21 protein-coding genes are annotated in these 22,671 nt (G+C 59.9%); 4 read left to right on the forward strand and 17 right to left on the reverse strand.

Going from position 1 to position 22,671, the window contains the following annotated elements; all coding sequences use genetic code 11:
• Positions 1–5: 5 nt before the first annotated feature.
• The 7 genes from smc to KBP54_RS07150 all read right to left on the reverse strand — a co-directional run bounded on the left by smc (position 6) and on the right by KBP54_RS07150 (position 8,286).
• A complete protein-coding gene (gene smc / locus KBP54_RS07120; RefSeq protein WP_256005137.1) occupies positions 6–3,470 on the reverse strand; it encodes a chromosome segregation protein SMC in 3,465 nt (1,154 codons plus the stop codon).
• A 10-nt stretch (positions 3,471–3,480) separates the two neighbouring features.
• Positions 3,481–3,765, reverse strand: a complete 285-nt coding sequence (locus KBP54_RS07125; RefSeq protein WP_071572497.1) for an acylphosphatase — start codon at positions 3,763–3,765, stop codon at positions 3,481–3,483.
• A 3-nt stretch (positions 3,766–3,768) separates the two neighbouring features.
• Positions 3,769–5,304: an alanine/glycine:cation symporter family protein gene (locus tag KBP54_RS07130; protein ID WP_256005139.1), complete on the reverse strand. Its 1,536-nt coding sequence runs from the start codon at positions 5,302–5,304 to the stop codon at positions 3,769–3,771.
• Between the two features lie 28 nt (positions 5,305–5,332).
• Positions 5,333–6,169, reverse strand: a complete 837-nt coding sequence (gene mutM / locus KBP54_RS07135) for a bifunctional DNA-formamidopyrimidine glycosylase/DNA-(apurinic or apyrimidinic site) lyase (RefSeq protein WP_070362263.1) — start codon at positions 6,167–6,169, stop codon at positions 5,333–5,335.
• Positions 6,170–6,172: 3 nt separating this feature from the next.
• Positions 6,173–6,958, reverse strand: a complete 786-nt coding sequence (gene rnc, locus KBP54_RS07140) for a ribonuclease III (RefSeq protein WP_070362262.1) — start codon at positions 6,956–6,958, stop codon at positions 6,173–6,175.
• Positions 6,955–7,491, reverse strand: coding sequence for a YceD family protein (locus KBP54_RS07145; RefSeq protein ID WP_070362261.1), 537 nt, complete (start codon positions 7,489–7,491; stop codon positions 6,955–6,957). The genes rnc and KBP54_RS07145 overlap by 4 nt, the downstream gene beginning before the upstream one ends.
• 63 nt (positions 7,492–7,554) lie before the next feature.
• The gene (locus KBP54_RS07150) at positions 7,555–8,286 is read right to left on the reverse strand and encodes a DivIVA domain-containing protein (RefSeq protein ID WP_070363481.1); all 732 of its coding nucleotides are present in this window, start codon (positions 8,284–8,286) and stop codon (positions 7,555–7,557) included.
• 74 nt (positions 8,287–8,360) lie between these two features.
• Here KBP54_RS07150 and KBP54_RS07155 point away from each other — a divergent pair, with 74 nt between their 5' ends.
• Positions 8,361–9,485 (forward strand): glycerate kinase family protein, encoded by a 1,125-nt coding sequence (locus KBP54_RS07155; RefSeq protein WP_205634848.1) that lies wholly within the window; start codon positions 8,361–8,363, stop codon positions 9,483–9,485.
• On the opposite strand, the gene KBP54_RS07160 is transcribed toward KBP54_RS07155, so the two are convergent.
• Complete coding sequence (locus tag KBP54_RS07160; protein ID WP_070362260.1) at positions 9,455–9,853, reverse strand: hypothetical protein; 399 nt, start codon at positions 9,851–9,853, stop codon at positions 9,455–9,457. The two genes, KBP54_RS07155 and KBP54_RS07160, sit on opposite strands and share 31 nt — an antisense overlap.
• A 39-nt stretch (positions 9,854–9,892) precedes the next feature.
• Here KBP54_RS07160 and KBP54_RS07165 point away from each other — a divergent pair, with 39 nt between their 5' ends.
• From KBP54_RS07165 to KBP54_RS07175, 3 genes are all read left to right on the forward strand, one after another.
• Complete coding sequence (locus KBP54_RS07165) at positions 9,893–11,215, forward strand: DUF4921 family protein (RefSeq protein ID WP_176754849.1); 1,323 nt, start codon at positions 9,893–9,895, stop codon at positions 11,213–11,215.
• Between the two features lie 97 nt (positions 11,216–11,312).
• Positions 11,313–12,569, forward strand: coding sequence for an amidohydrolase (locus KBP54_RS07170; RefSeq protein WP_070362259.1), 1,257 nt, complete (start codon positions 11,313–11,315; stop codon positions 12,567–12,569).
• 65 nt (positions 12,570–12,634) lie between these two features.
• The gene (locus KBP54_RS07175) at positions 12,635–15,031 is read left to right on the forward strand and encodes a glycogen/starch/alpha-glucan phosphorylase (RefSeq protein WP_070362258.1); all 2,397 of its coding nucleotides are present in this window, start codon (positions 12,635–12,637) and stop codon (positions 15,029–15,031) included.
• Positions 15,032–15,170: 139 nt separating this feature from the next.
• On the opposite strand, the gene pyk is transcribed toward KBP54_RS07175, so the two are convergent.
• The 9 genes from pyk to hisH all read right to left on the reverse strand — a co-directional run bounded on the left by pyk (position 15,171) and on the right by hisH (position 22,668).
• Entirely contained in the window at positions 15,171–16,616 is a 1,446-nt protein-coding gene (gene pyk / locus KBP54_RS07180; RefSeq protein WP_070478976.1) for a pyruvate kinase, read from the reverse strand.
• 110 nt (positions 16,617–16,726) lie between these two features.
• Positions 16,727–17,617: a prolipoprotein diacylglyceryl transferase gene (lgt, locus tag KBP54_RS07185; protein ID WP_256000302.1), complete on the reverse strand. Its 891-nt coding sequence runs from the start codon at positions 17,615–17,617 to the stop codon at positions 16,727–16,729.
• Between the two features lie 18 nt (positions 17,618–17,635).
• Positions 17,636–18,430, reverse strand: coding sequence for an indole-3-glycerol-phosphate synthase TrpC (locus KBP54_RS07190; protein ID WP_256005143.1), 795 nt, complete (start codon positions 18,428–18,430; stop codon positions 17,636–17,638).
• Between the two features lie 103 nt (positions 18,431–18,533).
• On the reverse strand, positions 18,534–19,178 hold the full coding sequence (locus KBP54_RS07195; protein ID WP_256005144.1) for a TIGR02234 family membrane protein: 645 nt from the start codon (positions 19,176–19,178) through the stop codon (positions 18,534–18,536).
• Positions 19,179–19,547: a phosphoribosyl-AMP cyclohydrolase gene (gene hisI, locus KBP54_RS07200; RefSeq protein ID WP_256005146.1), complete on the reverse strand. Its 369-nt coding sequence runs from the start codon at positions 19,545–19,547 to the stop codon at positions 19,179–19,181.
• On the reverse strand, positions 19,547–20,320 hold the full coding sequence (gene hisF, locus KBP54_RS07205; protein ID WP_070478840.1) for an imidazole glycerol phosphate synthase subunit HisF: 774 nt from the start codon (positions 20,318–20,320) through the stop codon (positions 19,547–19,549). Before hisF ends, hisI begins: the two co-directional genes overlap by 1 nt.
• Positions 20,321–20,390: 70 nt before the next feature.
• Complete coding sequence (locus KBP54_RS07210) at positions 20,391–21,215, reverse strand: inositol monophosphatase family protein (RefSeq protein WP_071572489.1); 825 nt, start codon at positions 21,213–21,215, stop codon at positions 20,391–20,393.
• Between the two features lie 5 nt (positions 21,216–21,220).
• Complete coding sequence (gene priA / locus KBP54_RS07215) at positions 21,221–21,970, reverse strand: bifunctional 1-(5-phosphoribosyl)-5-((5-phosphoribosylamino)methylideneamino)imidazole-4-carboxamide isomerase/phosphoribosylanthranilate isomerase PriA (protein WP_071572488.1); 750 nt, start codon at positions 21,968–21,970, stop codon at positions 21,221–21,223.
• A gap of 44 nt (positions 21,971–22,014) precedes the next feature.
• Positions 22,015–22,668 (reverse strand): imidazole glycerol phosphate synthase subunit HisH, encoded by a 654-nt coding sequence (gene hisH / locus KBP54_RS07220; RefSeq protein ID WP_256005147.1) that lies wholly within the window; start codon positions 22,666–22,668, stop codon positions 22,015–22,017.
• Between the last annotated feature and the right edge of the window lie 3 nt (positions 22,669–22,671).

A 22,671-nucleotide genomic window follows, 5' to 3' on the forward strand; every position in this document is an offset into this window, starting at 1 on the left:
CCTATTTACGCGTCCGGATCGGAGTCAGGAGCTGACCCCGCCGGGCGCATTCTTTGTGAGAGCACCCTCGTTACACCATCACCGCGCATGGTGACACCGTAGAGCACGTTCGCCACATTCATGGTCGGCTTCTGGTGCGTGATCACAATCAGTTGCGAGTCCTGCCGCAGCTCCTCGAGCAGCGCGATCAATCGGCGCAGATTCACGTCATCGAGCGCTGCCTCCACCTCGTCCAGCACATAGAACGGGCTCGGGCGCGCTCGGAAAATCGCCACCAGAAACGCCAGAGCAGTCAGCGACTTCTCCCCACCTGAAAGCAGTGACAGCCGCTTGACGCGCTTGCCCGGTGGGCGCGCCTCAATCTCGATGCCGGTGAGCAGCATGTCATCTGGTTCCGTGAGTATCAGGCGGGCTTCCCCACCGGGAAACAGCGTATGGAACACACGTGGAAACTCCTCCTCCACGTCGTGCCATGCATCCGTGAAGAGCTGCAGGATGTGGGCGTCGACATCCTCGATGACGTCGAGCAAGTCCTTTCGAGCCTGAATCACATCGGCAAGCTGGGTAGAGAGGAACGTATAGCGTTCCTCAAGCGCCTTAAACTCTTCGAGAGCCAGCGGGTTCACCTTCCCCAAAGAGCGCAAGTCTTTTTCGGCCTGGCGCAGTCGCTGGGTCTCAGTGGACTCGTCAAAGTCTTCTCCCGGCGTGAAGTTCGCGAGCAAGTCATCGACCGAAATACCGAGCGACTCGACGATCTTCTGCTGAGCTTCCTCAAGACGCACCTTCGCCTGCGACCTTGCAATGTCTGCGGCGTGCGCGCGGTCACTCAACCGATTCAGCTGCTGACGAGCAGCGCTGACCTGCGATCGCTCTTGTTGAATCCTGCCCTGCAGCGCAGCAAGCGTGCGCTGCAGCTCATCGCGCTGCGCGGTGGCTCGCTGTAATGCATCCTGGACTCGCGAGATCAGAACCTCCGTATGTTCCTTCACGGCTCCGGCGAGCAGGGCCTGGGACCGCCGACGTGCAACGGCTGCGTCATGACGCGCTTTTGCCTGGCGCTCGTTTTCCGCCTGGCGCCGCAACGCATCGCCCTTCCCCGCAATTGTCTGAGCGCGCTGTTGCGTCTCACGAGCAGCGAGAACCGCTTCCAGTTCGATCGCCTTCGCCTGCGTCAGTTGCTGGGATGCAGCATCACGGGCCTCGGGCGAAGGACCTTCCGCAGCAGGAGTGTCGTCGATGCGAGAAAGACGCTCCTGGGTTTCCAGCAGTTGCTCACGGCGCTGAGCGAGCCGCTGCTCTGCCTCCTCAAGCTGCTGCGCGGCACGGACGCGCTCTTGCTCGGCCGTGTCCGATTGCGCAGCCAAGCGCTGATGCTCACGCTGCCACGACGCAACCACCGTGTCGTGCTCGCGCAGCGCTGCCTTCGCCGCCGCAACATTCACCCGCGCGTCCTCGGCTGCGAGCTGCGCTCCCTCAAACGTGCCCGAGAGCTCCGCCAACGCGTGCTCTGCGGTGCGTAGGTCTCGCTGTGCGACTTCAACCTGCGCACTCACCTCGACCGTAGACGCGCTCGCGATGCCTACCGACATCCAGCCTTCGCCGAATAGTGCCCCCTCTCGCGTCACAGCACGCAGTCGTGGGTCTGCCTTCACGACGTCCACGCCCTCCTGCGGCGTCTCCACTACAACAACGTCTGCTAACAGGCGCGCCACGGGGCCCGCGACCGAAACGTCGACGTCGAGGTGGTCGAGGAGCCAGTCATAGCACCCGTCGGTTTCAACACGCCACAGCGCGCCGCCGACTGCCTCAACGATGCTGGCACGATCTGCGGATTGCAGCTGCTCCACAACGTCCAAGTCGCGCTCGCCCACCAATGCCTCACTGAAGCCACCAAGCGCGGCAGCCAGCGCTCCTGCCAGGTCAGCAGGAGCCTTCACCAGTGATGCAAGCGCGGGATAGCCCCCGAGCATCTCCTCCGCGGTACGTGTTGGCATTTGGTGCTGCAGCGTCTCTATCTTCGACTGCAGCGTAAACACCGCCCGCTCATGCTCGCGCTGCTGCGTCTGTAGCTCCTGAAAGCGCTGCTCGGCGGCAGTGAGCTCTGAGCTTGCTTGCTCGTACTCATGGACGAGTGGCCCTCGGCGGGCTTCAAGCTCAGCAATCTTCTCAGCTACCTCCTCGGCTTCGCCGCGGGCACTGTGGGCCCGCTCGCTGCTGAGTGAAAGCTGCTCTTCAAGCCGGGTTGCCTCTTGCTCACCTCCGAGCACGGCCTGCTGGTGCGCCTCCTCTTGCGCCACCAGCCGCACAACGCCCTCACGGCGATCCGCTACCGCCTGAATCTGCGCCACGTGTTCGCGTTCAGCTTCATCGAACGCAACCTGGTATTCGGCAACGTCTTCCCGAACAACCTCAAGTCGCTCCGCGGCTTCCTCGGCAGCCTCAATGGCCACCTCATATTCTTCGTCCGCTGCTGCTGCCCGAGCGAGCAGCTCCTCTGGGTCTTGCCCGTGGTACTCAGTCTGCGTGTTCAGGTTGTGCGCGCGTTCCTGTGCGATGCGCAACGTCGCGTTCGCCCGTTCCTCGAGAGATGACAGTGCAAACCAAGTTTCCTGTGACTCCTGGGCACGCGGCTGTACCTCCCGTTGTTCTTCCTCGAGCTGCGCGTACTGTTCCTCAGCGCTCTCGAGCGACGCGGTCACGGTCTCAACCTGTTCTTCGAGCAGCTTCGCACTCTCGTCACTTTGTGCATGCGCTGCCTGCAGCGTGACCATCTGGTGGCCGGCGAGGCGGAGCCGGGCGTCGCGAAGCGTGGCTTGCACAGTCGCGGCGCGCTTCGCGGCTTCGGCCTGGCGCTCCAGCGGCTTGAGCTGCTTGCCAAGCTCATCTGTCAGATCCTGCAACCTGTCGACGTTGCCTTGCATCGACTGCAGCTTGCGTTGCGCCTTCTCTTTACGACGTCGGTGCTTCAGCACACCCGCGGCTTCCTCAATGAACGCTCGGCGCTCCTCAGGGCGCGACTCCAAAATCTCAGACAGCTTGCCCTGCCCGACGATGATGTGCATCTCGCGGCCAATACCGGAGTCCGACAACAGCTCCTGAATGTCCATCAGCCGGGCTTTCGAGCCGTTAATTTCGTACTCGGAGGCTCCATCACGGAACATACGTCGCGTGATCGCAACCTCCGTGAAGTCCACTGGAAGGTGCTTATCGCTGTTGTCGAAGGTGAGTGTTACCTCTGCGCGCCCTAGTGGCTTGCGGTCCCCCGCTCCCGCGAAGATGACATCCTGCATCTTCCCACCGCGTAGATTCTTCGCACCCTGCTCCCCCATCACCCAGGCAAGCGCGTCGACGACGTTCGATTTACCTGAGCCGTTCGGTCCGACAACAGCGCAAATGCCGGGCTCGAACTTCATCGTCGTTGAAGAAGCGAAAGACTTAAAGCCCTTCAGCGTCAACGATTTCAAATGCATTGTGGTGAGTTTACCGTTCGTGGAAGCCTTCCGCCCCACGAGGCTCACCGTACTGCGCGACTACTATGTCCACGTGGCCCGGTCGTTGCGTTGAGGAGGGCTGTTCTTCCAGTAGTCGCTTCAGCGTATCGACGTCCCCTTCGTCGCCTTCCGCGACTACTTCAACGCGGCCGTCGACAAGATTCTTCGCATACCCCTGTAGGCCGAGCTCCAAGGCCCGGCAGCGGGTCCACCAGCGGAACCCGACGCCTTGAACGTGCCCGTGCACAAACGCGGTCATACGAATGGTGGCCATCGGCTACTTCAAACCGCCCTGCTCGTTGTCTTCACCTACGGCGCGGGCCTCGGAAGCCGTGATGCGGTCCTCCAGGCTGCGGCGCGTGACCGGGTCGGAGCCGTCCCAGAACTCTACGTTCTTGACCTCAGGCATCATGTCGCGGTGGAACACCGGGTCGATGCCCTGGACGCGCTGCTCGTTGTAGTTCTTGAGCAGCTTGATGGCGACACCCGCAAGCGGGACGATCGCGATGATGTTGATGATGGCCATCGTGCCCGCCATCGTGTCGCCAAGCGACCACACCAGCGGAATCGAGCCGAACGCTCCGAAGAACACAAAGACGATGACACCGCAGCGGAAAATGTTCAGCACCGTCTTCGAGTCCGAGAGGTACTCAATATTCGCCTGCGCAAGGTAGTAGTTACCGATCACTGACGAGAAGGCGAGGAAGAAGAGAATGAACGTGATGAAGTGCGTGCCCCACGCACCCACCGTTGCCGCCAAGGCGGACTGCGTCAACGATGCACCCTGTACATCATCCAAGCCGTAGTTGATCTCAGGGCCGAGCAGCACGACGAACGCCGTAATCGAGCACACAACGAGGGTGTCGAAGTACACGCCGAGCGTCTGCACCAGTCCCTGCTTCACCGGGTGCGATACCGTCGCAGTAGCCGCTGCGTTCGGAGCGGACCCCTGGCCGGCCTCGTTCGAGAACAGACCACGGCGCATACCCCAGACAAACGCCATACCCAGCGTCGCACCACCAACCTGCTTCAGCCCCAGGGCGTGGCCGACGATCAGCGCGATCATCCCTGGAACTTCCTGAATGTTCAGAATGACTACCAGCAGGCCAACCAGGATGTAGGCGACCGCCATGAAAGGAACGACGACCTGCGTGAAGTTCGCGATACGGGTCACACCGCCGAAGATGATGGCAGAAGTCAGGGCAGCAAGGATCACTGCCACAATCAGCTTCAGCGTCATCGAGTCGGAGCCAACAGAACCGCCGACGGCCTCAACGATGGAGTTCGTCTGAATTGCGTTGTACACAAAGCCATAGGTGAACGAGAGCGCAACAGCGAAGATCACGGCGAGCGGGCGCCACCCGAGTCCGCGCGTCATGTAGTAGGCGGGACCACCGTGGTAGTTGCCGCTTTCGTCTTTCGTCTTCCACAGCTGTGCCAGCGTGGACTCGACGAACGCGGTGGCGCCACCCACAATGGCGATCATCCACATCCAGAACACTGCGCCAGGCCCGCCAACCGAGATCGCGAGAGCGACACCAGCGATGTTGCCCGTGCCCACGCGGGAAGCAGCGGAAATGGTAAACGCCTTGAACGCAGAAATACCGCCGTATTCTTCGTCCAAATCGCGCCCGTCGCGGTCTTTGCCCTTCGGGGTCTCAGTGACCGCCTTGAACATTTCCGGAAGCAGTCGGACCTGTACGAACAAGGTACGTAGCCCGAAGTAGACACCCGCAGCAAGAAGGAGCCACGGGACAATGTCCCAGATGATGCCGTTGAGAGTTCCGTCAATGAACTCGGTTGCTTTTTCCATGCGGAGAATCCTAGTCGCAATGACAGGATTATTCGCGATTTTGCTCAGGATCTTGGCATGTTGGGCAGTAATAACTCGACCGCTGGTTCACGACCGTCTTCACAATGGCGTCCCCGCAGCGGGCGCAAGGTTCACCCGCGCGCCCGTAGGCATTCAGCGAGCGGGCAAAATACCCCGAGGCACCATTGACGTTCACGTACAAGGAGTCGAAGCTCGTTCCGCCTTGGGCGAGTGCACGCTCCATGACAGCACGCGATGCGTTGAGGAGTTCAACCGCAGTTTCCTGGCTGAGCGTATCTGCCCGCTGCCACGGCGCGACGCGTGCCGCCCACATTGCCTCGTCAGCGTAGATGGATCCAATACCGCTGACTACGGCCTGATTCAACAACACCGTTTTGACCGCAGATCGCTTGTGCCGCATCAACTCTGCAGTTGTATCAACGTCGAAGCCTTCCTCGAACGGGTCCATCGCAATGTGGCTTGCACGTTCTGGGATGCCATCGACAAGCTCGCAGTACTGCCACGAGCCGAATGTCCGCTGGTCAACGAATACCAGCTCAACGGCACCCATTCTGGCGCGAATTCGCGCATGCGGGCTATCTACGCTGCCCGGCGCGCCGACGAGCATCTGGCCGCTCATTCTAAGGTGCACCAGGAGGCAGGCTCCGTCGGACAGCGTCAGCCAGAGGTACTTGCCACGGCGTCCGGTGCCCGTGACGCGGAGCCCGGGGAGAGTTGTTGCCAAATCGACGGTGTTCTCCCTGACCGCCCTGGGGTGCGCGACCTCGATACTGTCGAATGTCCTGCCAACAATGTGCTCGTTCAGGCCACGACGCACGACCTCAACTTCCGGCAGTTCGGGCATCAGCTACGCCTTGTCTTGGGTCTGCTGCTCAAGAACGAGCGCTTCCGGGTGCTTCTGGAGGAACGCCACTGCTTCCCTGGCTGCTTCTTGCTCGGCGAGCTTTTTGTTGTGCGCCACTCCACGTCCGCGGTTTTCACCAAGAATGATCGCGTACGACGTAAATTCGAGGTCGTGCTCGGGGCCTTCAGACGTCGTTTCGTACTCGACCATTGGGATGCCACGTTCCGCGAGGCGTTCCTGCAGCACAGTCTTCCAGTCTTGCCTGTGGCCGTGTGCCGTCGCGTTGTGGAGCTTCTCGTGGAAGAGCTTAAGAATTACGTCGCGGGCTGCTTCGAATCCGTGCTGCCGATAGATCGCGCCAAAGAGCGCCTCCGTCGTATCGGCGAGGATGGACTCTTTGTCCCTGCCACCGGTATGCAACTCGCCTTTTCCAAGCAGCACGTACTTACCAAGCTCGATGCCACGGGCGACATCCGCCAACCCGTAGCGTGACACAATTGAGGCCCGCATCGGGGAGAGCACCGACTCGGAGCTCGAAGGGTAGATCTCGAAGAGCTTCGTGGCTACGGTCAGACCGAGCACTGCGTCTCCGAGAAACTCAAGCCGCTCGTTATTTGGCAGGTAGTCGTGCTCGTTGGCAAAGGAGCGATGTGTCAAGGCGAGTCGCAACAGTTCGTCGTCCAGATCCACACCCAGCCACTCGAGCAGAGGCGCATGGTCTACTTCGGAGAACGCGCTGTTCCACGCTTCTTCGCCGCTGACGCGATTCTTCTTTGAACGCCGGCTCATAGGAACTTCTCCAATCCAGCCCAGCGCGGATCCACCGCGTCGGTTGCTTCGCCGCTGATGCCGTCTGGTGCCGGAACGTCGCTGTCTTCGGGGCATGCAGGCTGGCAGGTCGGGTTAAACGGCAGTGTGAGGCCAGCTTCGTCGACGAAGGCCTGCTCGAGATCAACCGTTTCTTCCACGATGCGCATGATCTCATCCCCGGATCCTGCGTCTTCCTCTACTTCTTCATCACCCTGGATGAAGTCGTCGCCGTTAGAAAACACCTGGGAGACACGCAGCGTTTCCGTCGGCTGCAGGGTGCGCAGGCAGCGTACGCACTGCCCTTCCAGTACCGCGGTCACGGTGGCGTCGACCATCACGCCAGAACCAAGCGGGGTCACGGTAGCGTCAACGGCCACCTCCTGGCCTTCCGGAATTGCGATCATCTCCGGCCCGATGCGGGAAGGAGCTGGGCCCACGTTGTGGACAACTACCGGCATGCCGTCGCCGTGCAGAGCGTCAGCTACTTGAATAATGAAAGGATTTTTAGCCATAGCAACCCAAACTCTACATCGGTTTTCTTCCGGAAGTGCTACCTGGTTTTCTCTTGTGCGTTCCTAATGCTCGCCGTAGTCGTAACGCTCCGCGCGTTGGCTGCCGCCTGAGACGCCGGCGCCACGCCGGAGCGCAGAACGGTCCTTAGATACTGTGCGAAGCACTGCGGAAAGTGACTCCTCAAACTCCGCAAGCTTGGAATCCACAAACTCGTCGCACTCCCCGCGCAGACGCGAGGACTCCGCGTGCGCCTGCTCGACCAGGCGGTGCGCCTCCTCGTCTGCGCGACGCATGACCTCTGCCTCGGAAACAAGGTGTTCCTGCTGCGCCAAGCCCTCATCAATTGAGCGCTGGTATTCTTTCTGACCGTTTTCAACCAGGCGCTGAGCTTCTTCCTGTGCTCGCGCCACGGTGGCTTCCGCGTCTTCGCGTGCGCGGCTGACCATATCGCGGGAGTCCTCTTCAGCGTTGGTCACCAGCATGGTCGCGTGGGACTGGGCGTCGTCAATCATTTCTTGAGACTGCTCGTTTGCCTCATCCATAATGTGCTTCGCGTCTGCATTGGCTTGAGCCACCAAATCGTCCGCGCGTTCCTGTGCACCATGCAAGATAGCGTCCTGCCGGTCGAGGACATCTTGAGCGTCGTCCATCTCATTCGGGATTGCGTCACGAATATCGTCTAACAGCGCAAGCACTTCGTTGCGCGGCACGAGGCAAGAGCTTGATATTGGCACGCCGTAGGCCTGCTCGACGATTTGGACGAGTTCATCAAGTGCTTCAAAAACGCGATACATGTCGGTCATCGTACCCGAGAACCACTGCGCTGAGTGTGCAACACAACGGAAGGTATGCACTACACTTTGCCCTCATGGATGAAGCATTGCGTACCCCAACCACAGTCACCATCGCCCCAGACGCATTCAAAGGCACGGCGTCGGCTGAGCAGGCCGCAACGTGGATCGGAGAAGGCGTCCGCGAGATATTAAAGGACGCAACCATCAAACTCGCCCCAATGGCCGACGGCGGCGAAGGCACCTCCGAACTGTTCAAGGGCGAGCGCATCACCCTGCCCACCACGGACGCCGCGGGGCGCCTCACGGAGGCTACCTACACCTATGATGCCGCTTCAACCACAGCGTTTATCGACGTCGCTGCCGCCTCTGGGCTACCCGCCGTCGCAGATTCACCAGTTCCGTTGACCGGCGATACCTACGGCACCGGAGTGCTCATCGCCGACGCACAAACCCGTGGCGCAACACGGATCGTGCTCGGCTTGGGCGGCTCGGCAACCACCGATGGTGGCACCGGCATTCTCGTAGCCTTTGGCGCGAACCCCGTCGACGCTGAGGGCTATCAACTCAAGCCTGGCGGCGGCGACCTCGAGCGCCTCGCGGACCTCGATACCGCAAAGGTCAACATTCCCGCAGGCGCGCTCGACTGGGTACTACTCACCGATGTGGATTCGCCCGCCACGGGACCGGAAGGCTCCGCCGCTGTATTTGGACCTCAGAAGGGCGCTTCCGAAGAAGACGTGGCCAAGCTCGACCGCGGGCTGGCCAGGCTGTGCGAAGTAGCAGGTCTCGACCCCACTACCGCGGCCTTCGGGGCTGCGGGCGGAATCGCGATCGGCATCACCTGGTTATCAACGCTCCTGCACGGCGATGCCAGCCACGTCTCCATCTCCCCCGGTGCGCCCGTCATCGCGAACGCCAGCGGGCTCGCAGATCTTATCGCACAGTCCGGACTCGTCATCACCGGCGAGGGACGCTATGACGCCCAAACCGCCGCTGGCAAGGTTGCCCGCACGGTAAGCGACCTTGCCGCTGATGCGGGTGCTGTCTGCGTAATTGTGGCGGGTAGCTTCGACGCCGAACCCGCTGGTGAAGCAATCGCAGTCCCCCTTGAAAACATCGCTGACACCAGTGAGCAACTCCGCCGCGCAGGCCGCGAGGCGGCGATTCGCTACCTGAACACCTCGACGGTCCAGGGGTAAAGCGCAGGCGTCTCAAACTGGTCTTGCTGCTCCAACGCGACGGGGTCTGATGGAAGCTGCGCTCGCGGGGTCAGAATCCGCGACAGGCCCATCGCCAGGCTGTTCAGACTCCTCGCGCCTTCAACTTCGATGTCGTAGCGCTGGAGGGCGGCACCCTCTTCTTCAGCCGAGACCTGCCTGTCCTGCACGTATGTTGCTTCCAGTTCCTCGGTGACCTCGCTAGGCAACGCTACATGCGGGGTGTACACAACATTTCCGGCAGTGAGTTTTTCGCGCCGCACCAAAATATCGATTGCGCGCTGGTACGCCTCCGCCAACTTTTCTGCCGACGCATCGGGGGCCAGCACATGGAACTGAATGATCGCCATGACGAACAGGCTAATACACCGGGGAGTAACGTAGCAGGTATGACTTTTCCAGTGCACTCGTATCGTGACGCCCTGACGACCATGGCTGACGGCACGATCAAGCAAGTCAACCCATTTTCCGGCACCGAGGTTTGGACGGTCCCAGGCAGAGGAAACCGGCCCCTTTCCCACCCCTCAGGAACCCCGCACCCGCTCAGCGATTCCGACTTTCACGAGCACTGCAACTTCTGTGACGCCCACCAGCTTCGCACCCCACCAGAGAAGTCACGCATGGTTCGCACCCGGGATGGTTGGGAGATCGTCCGCAACGCGATGCCCGAAGAGCTCGACGCCACCACCGCCGAGTTCCGCCGTGTACCGAACCTCTTCGAGATAGTCTCCTACGACTACTGGGCAAAGAACTACGGCTACAGCATGCCCCAGTCCCAGCAGGAACACATGGACCGCTACCTCGCGGACCCCGCTGGCAAGGCCCACGTCCTCGACATCGTTCGCACCCGCCTCAAGGCCTCCGGAGAGAATCCCGACCGCGACGAGGCGTCACTCTTGGAGATCGCGCCCGCGTATTTCGGCGGCGGTCACGACGTCATTATTGCTCGACGCCACTTCGTCGACGGCGCCACCGACGACACACAGCTAGCAAGCTCCGGAACACTCACCGAAGACGAGCACGGGGCTTTCTTCAAGTTCACAGTTGATTCCCTCCACGACCTCGTCGTAAAGAATCCCTACTCCCCGTACGTCGTGGTCTTCCAAAACTGGCTTGCGCCTGCTGGCGCCTCCTTCGACCACCTGCACAAGCAGCTCGTCACCGTCGACGCGCGTGGCGTGCAGGCCGAGATGGAGATTGCAAAGCTGCGCCAGAACATCAACATGTACAACGAATGGGGAGTGAACTACGCGTTCTACCACAACCTGGTGATCGCGGAGAACGACTTCGCAATCGCCATCGCAGGCATCGGGCACCGCTACCCCACTGTCTCCATCTATTCCAAGTCCGCAACCTGCGCACCTTGGGAGCAGTCGGAGCAGGAAGTGCGCGGTCTGTCGGACCTCGTGCACGCGATCCACGCAGCGATGGGACCTGAGGTCGCGTGCAACGAGGAGTGGCACTACCGGCCTGTGGATCTGGACCTTCCGATGCCATGGAGGGTGAACATTAAGTGGCGTATTTCTACACTCGCGGGGTTCGAAGGCGGCACTAAAATCTACGTCAATACGCTTTCCCCGTTTGATGTTCGTGACAAAATGGTGGACAAACTCTACCGACTCCGCGATGCCGGGAATGTGACAAAGTCGCTGCGTATTGCCACAGAATGTGCCCCGTCACGCAACTCTCTCCTCTACAACCCAGTCCTTTAGACCAAAGTTGTTTATACCTTCCTCCCAAAAGACTGGTATTACTTAATGTGATGGTAGTTAAGCAAGCACGTGCGGAGTGACGCACAGAGGGACGTACATGATCAACATCAACGATATTCTCAACAGTTACGTCGTTGACGAATCGTGGCAGCGTGCATTCTACGAATTCATGCACACCACGCCCGAGCTATCGATGCAAGAAGAGGAGACGCACCAACGGCTCCTCGCCGAACTTACCCAGTTCGACTGCGAAGTAATTGCACCGATTGGGGGCTACGGAATCTGTGCGGTCTTCCGCAACGGTGACGGGCCAACTGTACTGTTCCGTGCCGACTTCGATGGGCTCCCAGTTACGGAATCTACCGAAGTTCCATACGCTTCAAAGAAAAAGGTGCGTCTTGAGGACGGCACGAGCGTCGGCACTATGCATGCTTGTGGCCATGACATGCACACCACGGCACTTCTCAGTATGTGCAGTTTTATGGACAACACCCGCCACGCCTGGCGTGGGACGTTCATTGCGCTGTTTCAGCCAGGAGAAGAGCTGGGGGTAGGGGCAGAAGCGATGGTCAATGACGGACTTCTGGAACGCATCCCGCGTCCTGACGTCTGCTTTGGCCAGCATGTAATGCCCGGACCTGCGGGAACCGTGATGTCAAAAGCGGGTCCCCAGTTCGCGGCATGTGACTCCATCAGGATTACGATCCCGGGGCGAAGTGCGCACGGCTCTATGCCACACAACGCCATAGACCCAACGTTTACGGCAGCGATGATCATTGCCCGCCTGCAAGGTCTCGTGGGCCGGGAAGTCGATCCTTCTGACTTCGCAGTCGTCACCGTTGCCAGTTTGCACGCTGGAACGACGAACAACATTATCCCCGACTCCGCGGAACTCGTACTCAACTGTCGCTTTTATCAAAACAAGACAAAAGAGCAGATGTACGCCTCCATCGAGCGGGTTGTTCGCGCAGAGGTGCAAGCATCGGGTGCCACCGAAGCGCCTACGTTCGAGTACTTCGCTCACGGAGAACTTATGAGCAATGACGCCGAGGTGTACGCAAAGGTCCGCCAGTCTTTCGACGAGGTTTTCAAGCATGAGTCTGCTGAAGCCGACCGAAAGACAGTGTCTGAGGACTTCCCAGTCATCCCCCTGGCGTTTGACGTGCCGTACTTCTACTGGCTTATCGGGTGCACCCCGAAGGCACAGTGGGATGAAGCCGTTGCGGCAAATAGAGTCGCGGAAGACATTCCAGTCAACCACATGCCGACCTTCTTGCCGGACTACGCACCCACGGTGAAAGCAGCTACCAATGCCGGACTCACGGCAGTTCTGACGTATCTTGCTCAGCCATAGCGCAACGCCGTTCCGGCTGAGCACGACGCATTCCAATTCGACACATCAAGAGATCTGAGGTTTTTATGAAGAACACTGTAGGAACATCGGTACCGGCACTGCAGGACACTGTCGCCGGCCATGTTCGTGGTTTCTCTGGACGCAGCCCGCAGGCATCCACCAATAACAAGTTTTGGACTGGCCTCTCGGCCGCCGTTGTGGAGCAGATTGCCGACAAGTGGGATGCAACCCAAAAGGCCTACTCGGCTACTCGTCAGCAGGCGTACTTCTCCGCAGAGTTCCTGCAAGGCCGTGCACTGCTGAACAACCTCACGAACCTGGGCATGGTGGAAGAGGCTGAGGCTGCAGCAGCAGAGCTCGGCCACAACCTGACCGATGTCCTCGAGGCAGAGCACGATGCCGCGCTGGGCAACGGTGGCCTTGGCCGCCTCGCAGCGTGCTTCCTGGACTCCGCAGTGACGCAGGACTACCCGGTCACCGGCTATGGCCTGCTCTACCGCTACGGCCTGTTCCGCCAGGAGTTCGTCGATGGCTTCCAGAAGGAGCACCCAGATTCCTGGAAGGAATCGTTCTACCCGTTCGTTGTTGAGCGCACCTCCCAGCAGCGCATCGTGAAGTTCGACGACATGACGGTTCGAGCAGTACCGTTCGACATGCCGATTACCGGCTACGGCACCGATAACGTTGGTACCCTTCGTCTGTGGGACGCATCCCCAATCCACGAGTTCGACTACGATGCGTTCAACTCGCAGCGTTTCTCCGACGCCATCCTGGAGCGCGAGGCTGTCCACGACATCACCCGCGTGCTCTACCCGAACGACACCACGTACGCAGGCAAGGTACTGCGCGTCCGCCAGCAGTACTTCTTCGTTTCCGCTTCGCTGCAGGAGATGATCGACAACTACATCGAGCACCACGGCGAGGATCTGAGCAAGTTCCACGAGTACAACTCGGTACAGCTCAACGACACCCACCCGGTGCTGGCGGTTCCGGAACTCATGCGCCTGCTCATGGACGAGCACGGTCTTGGTTGGGAAGAGGCGTGGAACGTCACCACCCAGACCTTCGCGTACACGAACCACACCGTGCTCCAGGAGGCTCTGGAGACCTGGGACGAGTCCATCTTCAAGCAGCTGTTCTGGCGTATCTGGGAAATTGTCCTTGAGATTGACCGCCGCTACCGCCTCGACATGGAGTCCCGTGGCATTGGCCCGGAGGACGCACACCACTACTCCCCAGTCCACGACGGCAAGGTGCACATGGCGTGGATCGCCTGCTACGCTTCGTACTCCGTGAACGGCGTGGCTGCGCTGCACACCGAGATCCTGAAGCGCGACACGCTCAACTACTGGTACTCCATGTATCCAGAGCGCTTCAACAACAAGACCAACGGTGTCACCCCACGTCGCTGGCTGCGTATGTGCAACCCGCGTCTCGCATCCCTGCTCGACCGCCTGTCTGGTTCTGATGAGTGGACCACGGACCTGTCCAAGCTGAAGGAGCTGCGCAAGTACGCTGATGATCCTGCAGTGCTCAAGGAACTGCGGGAGATCAAGGCTGCTAACAAGCAAGACTTCGCTCGTTGGATCGAGCAGCGTCAGGGTTCTGTCATCGACCCGGACTCCGTCTACGATACGCAGATCAAGCGTCTGCACGAGTACAAGCGTCAGCTGATGAACGCGCTGTACATCATCGACTTGTACTTCCGTATCAAGGAAGACGGCGAGACCGACGTACCGAAGCGCACCTTTATCTTCGGCGCGAAGGCTGCACCTGGTTACACGATGGCAAAGGGGATCATCAAGCTCATCAACGCCATCGGCGAGCTGGTGAACAACGACCCAGTCGTCTCGAAGTACCTGCATGTGGTCTTCGTGGAGAACTACAACGTCTCCCCTGCTGAGCACATCATCCCGGCAACGGATGTTTCCGAGCAGATCTCGACGGCCGGCAAGGAGGCGTCGGGCACCTCGAACATGAAGTTCATGATGAACGGTGCGCTGACCTTGGGCACGATGGACGGCGCAAACGTGGAAATCGTTGACGCTGTCGGTGAAGAAAACGCCTACATCTTCGGCGCTCTCGAGGAGGATCTGCCTGAGCTGCAGCGCTCCTATGACCCGAAGGCTACCGCCGAGCAGACCCCAGGCCTGCACCGTGTGCTCAACGCACTGGTCGACGGCACCCTGGACGACTGCGGCACCGGCGCGTTCCACAACATCCGTGCTTCCCTGCTCGAGGGCTTCGGCTTCGACGAAGCTGACGTCTACTACGTGCTGGGCGACTTCGCGGACTACCGCGCAACCCGCGACCGCATGGCCAAGGAGTACTACGAGGACCCAGATGCATGGGCACGCAAGTGCTGGATCAACATCTGCGAATCCGGTCGCTTCTCCTCTGACCGCACGATCCGCGATTACGCGAACGAGGTCTGGAAGATCGAGCCGACGCCGATTAACTAGCCTGTAGCTCCTACTACAAAAGGCCTGCCGCTGTTGCTTCGCGGCAGGCCTTTTATATGTCCCCATGTATTTAGCGAGCTACAAGCCGAGATGAAAAACACCCCGGAGCAGCTGCCCGGGGTGTTCTCCGATTTGGAACTTAGTCTTGTTCCTCTTCCTTCTTCTTCGACCAGTAAGCCTCCTCGCCCAGCTGGTGGACGTGGACCGTGTTGGTCGAACCTGCAACTCCTGGAGGAGTACCTGCAACCATCACCATGGTGTCATTCTCCTGGTACTCATCCATCGCCAGCAAGTACTTGTCGACGGTGGCGATCATGTCATCCGTGCTGTGCACCGGAGGGCACAGGAAGGTCTCCACGCCCCAGGTCAGTGCGAGCTGCGAGCGAACCTCCTGCTTCGGAGTAAACACGAGCAGCGGCAGGTCTGGGCGCAGGCGCGCGACGCGTCGAGCGGTGTCGCCAGTAGCGGTGAACGCCACGATTGCGCGTGCGTGCAGACGGTTTGCCACATCGTTCGCCGAGTAGGAGATCACACCACGGCGGGTACGCGGGATGTGGTTCAGAGGCGGCACCTTGTCCATTGCCTCAGCGGAGCGGACAATGCGGCTCATCGTGCGGACCACGTTGTGCGGGTCAACGCCAACGGAGGTCTCACCGGAGAGCATGACGGCGTCTGCACCGTCGAGCACGGCGTTCGCAACGTCGGAAGCCTCAGCGCGCGTCGGACGCGAGTTATCAATCATCGAATCCAGCATCTGCGTAGCGACGATGACTGGCTTCGCGTTTTCACGAGCGATCTGGATGACGCGCTTCTGCACACCTGGAACAAGTTCAAGCGGAATCTCAACGCCGAGGTCGCCACGGGCAACCATCACGGCGTCGAATGCCAGGATGATTGACTCCAGGGCGTCGACTGCTTCTGGCTTCTCCAGCTTCGCGATGACTGGGACACGACGGCCAACTTCGTCCATGATCTCATGAACCAGGTCAACATCTGCCGGCGAGCGCACGAAGGACAGCGCGACGACGTCGACACCCATCTTGAGTGCGAACCGCAGGTCCGCCTTGTCCTTCTCAGACAACGCCGGGACGGAGATATCCATCCCCGGCAGGGAAACACCCTTGTTGTTGGAAACAGGGCCACCTTCGGTCACGCGGCAGACAACGTCGTTGCCGTCGACTTCGACACAGACCAGACCGACCTTGCCGTCGTCGACGAGCAGGCGGTCGCCCGGCTTCGCGTCCTTGGCGAGGTTCTTGTAAGTCGTCGAGACTCGGTCGTGCGTGCCTGGCACGTCATCGACTGTGATGCGGACCGTTTCGCCCGTCTCCCAGACGGTGGCGCCTTCTTCAAAGCGCCCAAGACGGATTTTCGGACCCTGAAGGTCGGCGAGGATGCCAACTGCGTGTCCCGTTTCATCGGTGGCTTCGCGGACCCAGCGGTAGTTCTGCTCGTGGTCCGGATAGTCGCCGTGGGAGAAGTTGAGGCGGGCGACATCCATGCCGTCGCGCACAAGTCCGAGGATTGCTTCTTTGCTGGCCACAGCAGGGCCAAGCGTACATACGATCTTTGTTCTTCTATCCACGAGATCCAACCTAGTAGCGATTCAACAATTACCGGTGGTTTCAAGGCCAGATAGTGTGTGAATTCTCCACTGCCGTATCGTGTGGCCTATCTTCCACTTCGGATACCACCCTACCCCGAATCACGATTCGTATCATCATTATCGTTGTGAACGAGTTCTTTCTCGGCTTCTCTCCCACGTGGCAATAGGAAGAAAATCCCAAGTGAAACAACAAAAAGCAGGCCTGAAACCCACGTGTTCACACGCAACCCCAAAATTAGTGTTGCGGCGTCAGTACGCATCAACTCGATTGCAAATCGGCCCATCGTGTAGCCAGCAACGTATAGCCAAAATACCCTGCCGTGTCCGAGCCTGAAGTGCTTATCTGCCCAAAGCAGGAAAGCAAACACAAGCAGATTCCACACCAACTCGTAGAGGAACGTCGGGTGAACGCTCGCGATGACCTCACCGGTAGAACGCCCTGTCAGCGGAGCGAACGCCCCTTGCTCGTCAACGCGGTAGTAGATATCCAACGCCCACGGTACCGTCGTTTCAGCACCATAGAGTTCCTGATTGAACCAGTTCCCAAGGCGTCCCACGGCCTGGGCCAACACGATGCCTGGCGCCAGCGCATCCGCAACAGGCCCAACAGCAATCTTCTTCCACCGCAGCAGCAACCACACGCTCGCCGCGCCCAGTGCGACTGCGCCCCAGATGCCCAAACCACCCGCAGTAATGTTCAGCGCCTGCAGTGGATCTTTGCCGGGGCCGAAGTATTTATCATGATCCGTCAGCACGTGGTAGAGCCGACCGCCAATGATGCCCATGGGGATAGCGACAATTGCCGCGTCCCAAATCACGTCGGGATCACCACCACGCGCACGATAGCGTCGCGTGCCCACCCACATTGCAAGCAGAATGCCGGTGATGATGCACAGCGCGTACGCCCTCACCGGGAGCCAGCCAATGTGCCACACACCCTGTGGTGGCGAGGGAATGTTTGCCAGAATCGTAGTTTGCACGCCCCCTAGTGTGCCTGATTATCGGCGGGAAGCGCACGCGGGGTGTCGCCCGGCGGTAGCAAGTGAAGGAATAGCCGCTTCGGCATTCGCCAAAATGGCGTCTGCTCCTGCGGCAGCGACGTTAAACAGATCACGCGGAGTCAACACATCCGCCATCATCACCACGCGGATCTTGCTCGGAAGGCCTGCAACAAGCTCACCCAGTGCGAAGTGATCAGTCTCCCCCGATGGACGTTTCGGTGGCACAACAGCCAGCACCGATGCGCCCGCCCGAAGCGCACGTGCCGCCTCCTCAGCGTCTCCGACTTGTACGAAGGCCGACATGCCAAGCGTCTCCGCTCTATCTAGCAACGCCTCCAGTCGCGGCTGCTCAAGAATATCTGCACGAAGCACAAGCGCATCGGATCCATAGCAGCGAGCCTCGTGCACTTGGTACGGATCAACAATCGTATCCAAGCTCACCACCGGTATATGCACTGCTGCCCTCGCTGCGTCCATCTCAATGTTCGCAACCTCACGGCCAAACAGCGCACCCGAACACGCGAGCAGCTGCGCCCCCTGCATCTCAAGCTCCACTGCGGCAAGTGCCGCTCGGTGAATCCGTTGCTGCGTAGTCCGGACGCCGTGCTGGTTGTACTGTACCTGGGCAATAATTGCGCATCCGTCTGAGTCAACGGCCGCGTATGCGTCGCGCGCAGATGCAGCTGCCCGCGAGCGATCCTTCACCTCTTGGAACGACACCAAGGACTCACGGCGCGCGACCTGCCGCTGCACTGCAGCGAAGAGATCGCTGTGTACATCCGTGGCACACATACTCGCCTCCCGCGTGACTCCGAGGTGAAAGCCTATTGTTGCAGTTGCCAGCGTAGCCCGCGCGTATTTAGTTCATGAAATTTCACGGGGGTATACCGAATATTTATCGGCCTGCCTCATCATCCGTAGGGTCAATTCCAGAGTCCAAGGCATCCCACATCACGCGCCCAGAGTCCGGCCGAGCTTCGAGATCTTCACCGAGCTTTTCACGGCGCACAGCCTCTGTCTCATACTTGTTGAGCTTCGCGGAATCTACACCGGGCCGCATTACTACCGTGAGCGCTCCAATAAGCCCCAGGAGCGCCCCCAAGATGACCAGGTAAATGCCAGCGCTATGCTGCTGCACCTGTGTGATCTCCGCCCACGCGGCAATCGCCCCGTCACTGGCTGCTCCTCCCTGCTCCCCGCTTCCGGCACTCAGCAGTGTGTGCAAACGCTCCAAGTCAGGCTCAGCTAATAAGGTTCGCAAGCCCGATACGCCGGCGCCCACAGCGCCTAGTGCGGCCACCACACCTACTATTCGACGCCCAACTCGCCGCAGCGCGAATATCGCAATCATTGCAACGATCAGAATGAGCGCCACTGCCGCGATCTCCGTAGACCACATTGAACCATCGACGGTAGTGGTACTGGCTCCAGCGCGGTCGTCGAAAACTTCGACAGTAAACCAGTCCATCCTGGACCCCACCCACGCCAGCGCGCCACCGACGCCCACCAGCAGTGCGCCGACGCGGTTCGCCGTATTCACCTAGATATCCTCCAACAGCAGATCTGCATCGAAGCACGTACGGTCCCCCGTATGACAGGCACCATCCGTCTGGATCACCTTCACCAGCAAGGTGTCGCCGTCGCAGTCGAGGCGCACCTCGCGGACCTCTTGCGCAGCGCCACTGGTGAGCCCTTTTACCCAGTATTCGTTACGGGAGCGAGAGAAGTACGTCCCTCGTCGCGTTTCCAGCGTGTACGCCAGCGCCCGCTCATCCATCCAGGCCATCATGAGGACCTCACCGGTGTCAGCAGCCTGCACCACGGCGGGAACCAGGCCGCGGTCGTTCTTCTTCAGCCGAGCAGCAATTGCAGGATCCAATACGGCATCTTCTGGTCGTAGTTCAGTCATCAGCGAACCTCAAAGCCCTCATTCCGAAGCGCATCCTTTACTTCCGCGATGCTCACTTCGCCGAAGTGGAAGATCGACGCCGCAAGTACGGCGTCTGCGCCCGCTTTTACTGCTGGCGGGAAGTCTGCAGCCTTGCCAGCGCCACCGGAAGCAATCACCGGGATGCTTACCGCTGCTCGAACCTTCTCCAACAGCTCGAGATCGAACCCTTCCTTGGTCCCATCTCCGTCCATCGAGTTCAGCAAGATTTCCCCCACACCCAGGTCTTGTCCAGTGCGAGCCCACTCCACCGCGTCGAGACCAGCCGAACGCGTACCACCGTGCGTGGTCACTTCAAACCCAGACGGCTGCGGAAGCCCACCATTCGGCACGCGACGCGCGTCGACAGACAAGACAATGCACTGCGCTCCAAACTTCTCGCTGAGCTCACGCAGTAGCTCTGGCCGGTGAATCGCCGCTGTATTCACACTGACTTTGTCCGCGCCAGCACGCAGCAACTCAGAGACGTCTTCGACGCTTCGAACGCCTCCGCCAACGGTCAGCGGGATAAATACCTGCTCTGCGGTCTTACGGACGACCTCAAGCATCGTTCCACGGCCCTCACGCGACGCAGTTACGTCCAAAAACGTAAGCTCATCAGCGCCTTCCAGTCCATACCGCTGAGCAAGTTCTACGGGATCACCAGCGTCCCGCAGGTTTTCAAAATTTACGCCTTTTACTACCCGCCCGTCGTCCACGTCGAGGCAAGGAATCACACGGATTGCAACAGACAAGGTAATTACCCTCCATACATGTTTTGTGCCACGCTACTCCAGCCCGCAAATACGTTCCGGAAACTACATACTACCGCGAAGCACTCTGCCTATCAGGGCTTTCAAAGCACCGTTGGACCGTCGCGAGCGCAGTCGCATGGGCAGCATTCGTACCAATGACAGCCCCCATCGACGACATCTCCCATGGCTGCCCGTACACGTCAGTCACCGTCGCGCCCGCGCAGCGACCGAACAAGACACCGGCCGCGTTATCCCACACGTGCGGGGAGAAACTCACGCTGGCCTGGAACACACCCGACGCCACAAACGCCAAGTCCACGCCCACTGAGCCAGTCATGCGTGGTCGCAGTGAGGTGGCAGCCAATTCACCGACGAAGGCCAATCGGCCTTCCGCTGGAAACGCAGCGCGATCATCCGAACCAACGGTTGCAACGCCTACCTGAGCGGCCGTCGTCGAAGGATCAACGCCCTGTGGGAGCGCAGGCAATGGGTCGCCATCAAGCACAACGGGCTCACCCGAGATCGCATGCATGCGGTGCCCCAGCAAAGGCATGTCGGTCACCGCGACGACCGGTTGGCCGTCGATAAGGAGCGCTACCAAGATCGCGCACATCGGGTTGCCACACGAGTAGTTCGAGGTGCCGTCGACAGGATCGAGCACCCAGCACGCCTCAGCGTTGAGGTCCCCGCCGTGTTCCTCCCCGAACACGGGGATACCGGTCGCTTCCGTCAAGCGTTTCCTCAGCAACGTTTCAATGGCGAGATCCGCTTCCGTGGCAAAGTCACCTTCGCCCTTAAAGAGCGCTGGAGCTGCACCGATATGTGTTCGAAACAGCTCGGCGGCTTCATCGACCGCCTCTAACGCAATAGCTCGGTATGCCTGCAGATCCCGCACGCTGTTTACTCGCCCTTCGATACCTTTGCGACGGCCTCCAGCGCCTCACTCAGCGTGAAGCGCTTCTCGTAGAGAGCCTTGCCGATAATGACGGAGTCGATCCCTTCATCGGTATACCGGGCCACTTCTACGACGTCGTCGAGAGTCGCGATTCCGCCCGAGGCAGTAATCTGAGCGTCCGTCGCTGCGGCGACCTCCCGCAACAGTGCAACATTCGGCCCCGCTAGCGTGCCGTCCTTGCTCACGTCGGTCACCACGAAACGGCTGCAGCCAGCGGCATCGAACCGCTCCAGAACCTCCCACAGATCACCGCCGTCGGACGTCCAGCCGTTCCCCTTCGTACGCCACTCACCATCAGTTTCACGCACCGCGATATCAATCGCGATCTTGTCGCCGTAGCGCTCAATTGCCTTACAGGTCCACTCCGGATCCTGTAGCGCCGCGGTACCAATATTGACGCGCTTCGCTCCGGTGGCAAGGGCCCGCTCCAACGTGGCGTCGTCACGAATACCACCCGTGAGCTCGACAGCGATACCCAGCTTCGCAGTGATATCCGCCATCAACTCATGGTTCGAGCCACGCCCAAACGCGGCGTCCAAATCCACGAAGTGCAGCCACTGCGCCCCCTGCTCTTCCCAGCGACGAGCAGCCTCCAGGGGATCCCCGTAGCTCTTCTCCGTCCCAGCTTCCCCCTGGTCCAGCCGCACGGCCTGACCTTCAACAACATCAACAGCAGGCAACAAGGTAAAAGTCATGGTGCTCATCTTATCCAATCTAACTCAGCCAGGTTCGGCGCTCGCTACAGAGTCTTCACCCAGTTTTCCAGGAGATGAAGTCCTGCGTCACCAGACTTCTCGGGGTGGAACTGCGTCGCCCAGAGCGGGCCATTTTCGACGGCAGCCACAAACTTATCTCCACCGTGCTCCGACCAGTGCACAAGTGGCGGCGCAATGAACTCATCCGCTTTCAGTGTCCATTCGCGAACGCCGTACGAATGCACGAAGTAGAAGCGCTCGTCTATATTAATGCCGTCGAACATGCGCGAGCCGCGAACTATGTCGACGGTGTTCCACCCCATGTGTGGAAGCACAGGAGCCTGGAGCTTTTCAACGGTCCCCGGCCACTCTGCTAATCCAGCGGTATCAATGCCATGCTCGACTCCATGCTCAAAAAGGATTTGCATACCAACGCAGATACCCAGCACAGGACGACCACCTGCAAGACGCTGTCCGATGATGCGCCCCCCTTGCATCGCCTGCAACCCACGCATGCATGCATCAAACGCGCCAACCCCCGGCACTAACAGGCCGTCAGCCTCCACCGCGATCGCTGGATCGGCAGTAACGCTGACGCGCGCGCCAACTTGTTCTAGCGCACGCTGAGCGGATCGGATATTTCCTGCCCCGTAGTCGAGCAGCGCAACATGGGGTTGTGGCATGTCGTTAGCAGTCATGAA

This window comes from Corynebacterium pseudogenitalium, assembly GCF_024453815.1.
Lineage (GTDB): Bacteria > Actinomycetota > Actinomycetes > Mycobacteriales > Mycobacteriaceae > Corynebacterium > Corynebacterium pseudogenitalium.

Coding starts and splice junctions, on each gene's coding strand:
- smc (WP_256005137.1), bottom strand. CDS start 3,470: ATGCATTTGAAATCGTTGACGCTGAAGGGCTTTAAGTCTTTCGCTTCT.
- KBP54_RS07125 (WP_071572497.1), bottom strand. CDS start 3,765: ATGGCCACCATTCGTATGACCGCGTTTGTGCACGGGCACGTTCAAGGC.
- KBP54_RS07130 (WP_256005139.1), bottom strand. CDS start 5,304: ATGGAAAAAGCAACCGAGTTCATTGACGGAACTCTCAACGGCATCATC.
- mutM (WP_070362263.1), bottom strand. CDS start 6,169: ATGCCCGAACTGCCGGAAGTTGAGGTCGTGCGTCGTGGCCTGAACGAG.
- rnc (WP_070362262.1), bottom strand. CDS start 6,958: ATGAGCCGGCGTTCAAAGAAGAATCGCGTCAGCGGCGAAGAAGCGTGG.
- KBP54_RS07145 (WP_070362261.1), bottom strand. CDS start 7,491: ATGGCTAAAAATCCTTTCATTATTCAAGTAGCTGACGCTCTGCACGGC.
- KBP54_RS07150 (WP_070363481.1), bottom strand. CDS start 8,286: ATGTATCGCGTTTTTGAAGCACTTGATGAACTCGTCCAAATCGTCGAG.
- KBP54_RS07155 (WP_205634848.1), top strand. CDS start 8,361: ATGGATGAAGCATTGCGTACCCCAACCACAGTCACCATCGCCCCAGAC.
- KBP54_RS07160 (WP_070362260.1), bottom strand. CDS start 9,853: ATGGCGATCATTCAGTTCCATGTGCTGGCCCCCGATGCGTCGGCAGAA.
- KBP54_RS07165 (WP_176754849.1), top strand. CDS start 9,893: ATGACTTTTCCAGTGCACTCGTATCGTGACGCCCTGACGACCATGGCT.
- KBP54_RS07170 (WP_070362259.1), top strand. CDS start 11,313: ATGATCAACATCAACGATATTCTCAACAGTTACGTCGTTGACGAATCG.
- KBP54_RS07175 (WP_070362258.1), top strand. CDS start 12,635: ATGAAGAACACTGTAGGAACATCGGTACCGGCACTGCAGGACACTGTC.
- KBP54_RS07190 (WP_256005143.1), bottom strand. CDS start 18,430: ATGTGTGCCACGGATGTACACAGCGATCTCTTCGCTGCAGTGCAGCGG.
- hisI (WP_256005146.1), bottom strand. CDS start 19,547: ATGACTGAACTACGACCAGAAGATGCCGTATTGGATCCTGCAATTGCT.
- priA (WP_071572488.1), bottom strand. CDS start 21,970: ATGACTTTTACCTTGTTGCCTGCTGTTGATGTTGTTGAAGGTCAGGCC.
- hisH (WP_256005147.1), bottom strand. CDS start 22,668: ATGACTGCTAACGACATGCCACAACCCCATGTTGCGCTGCTCGACTAC.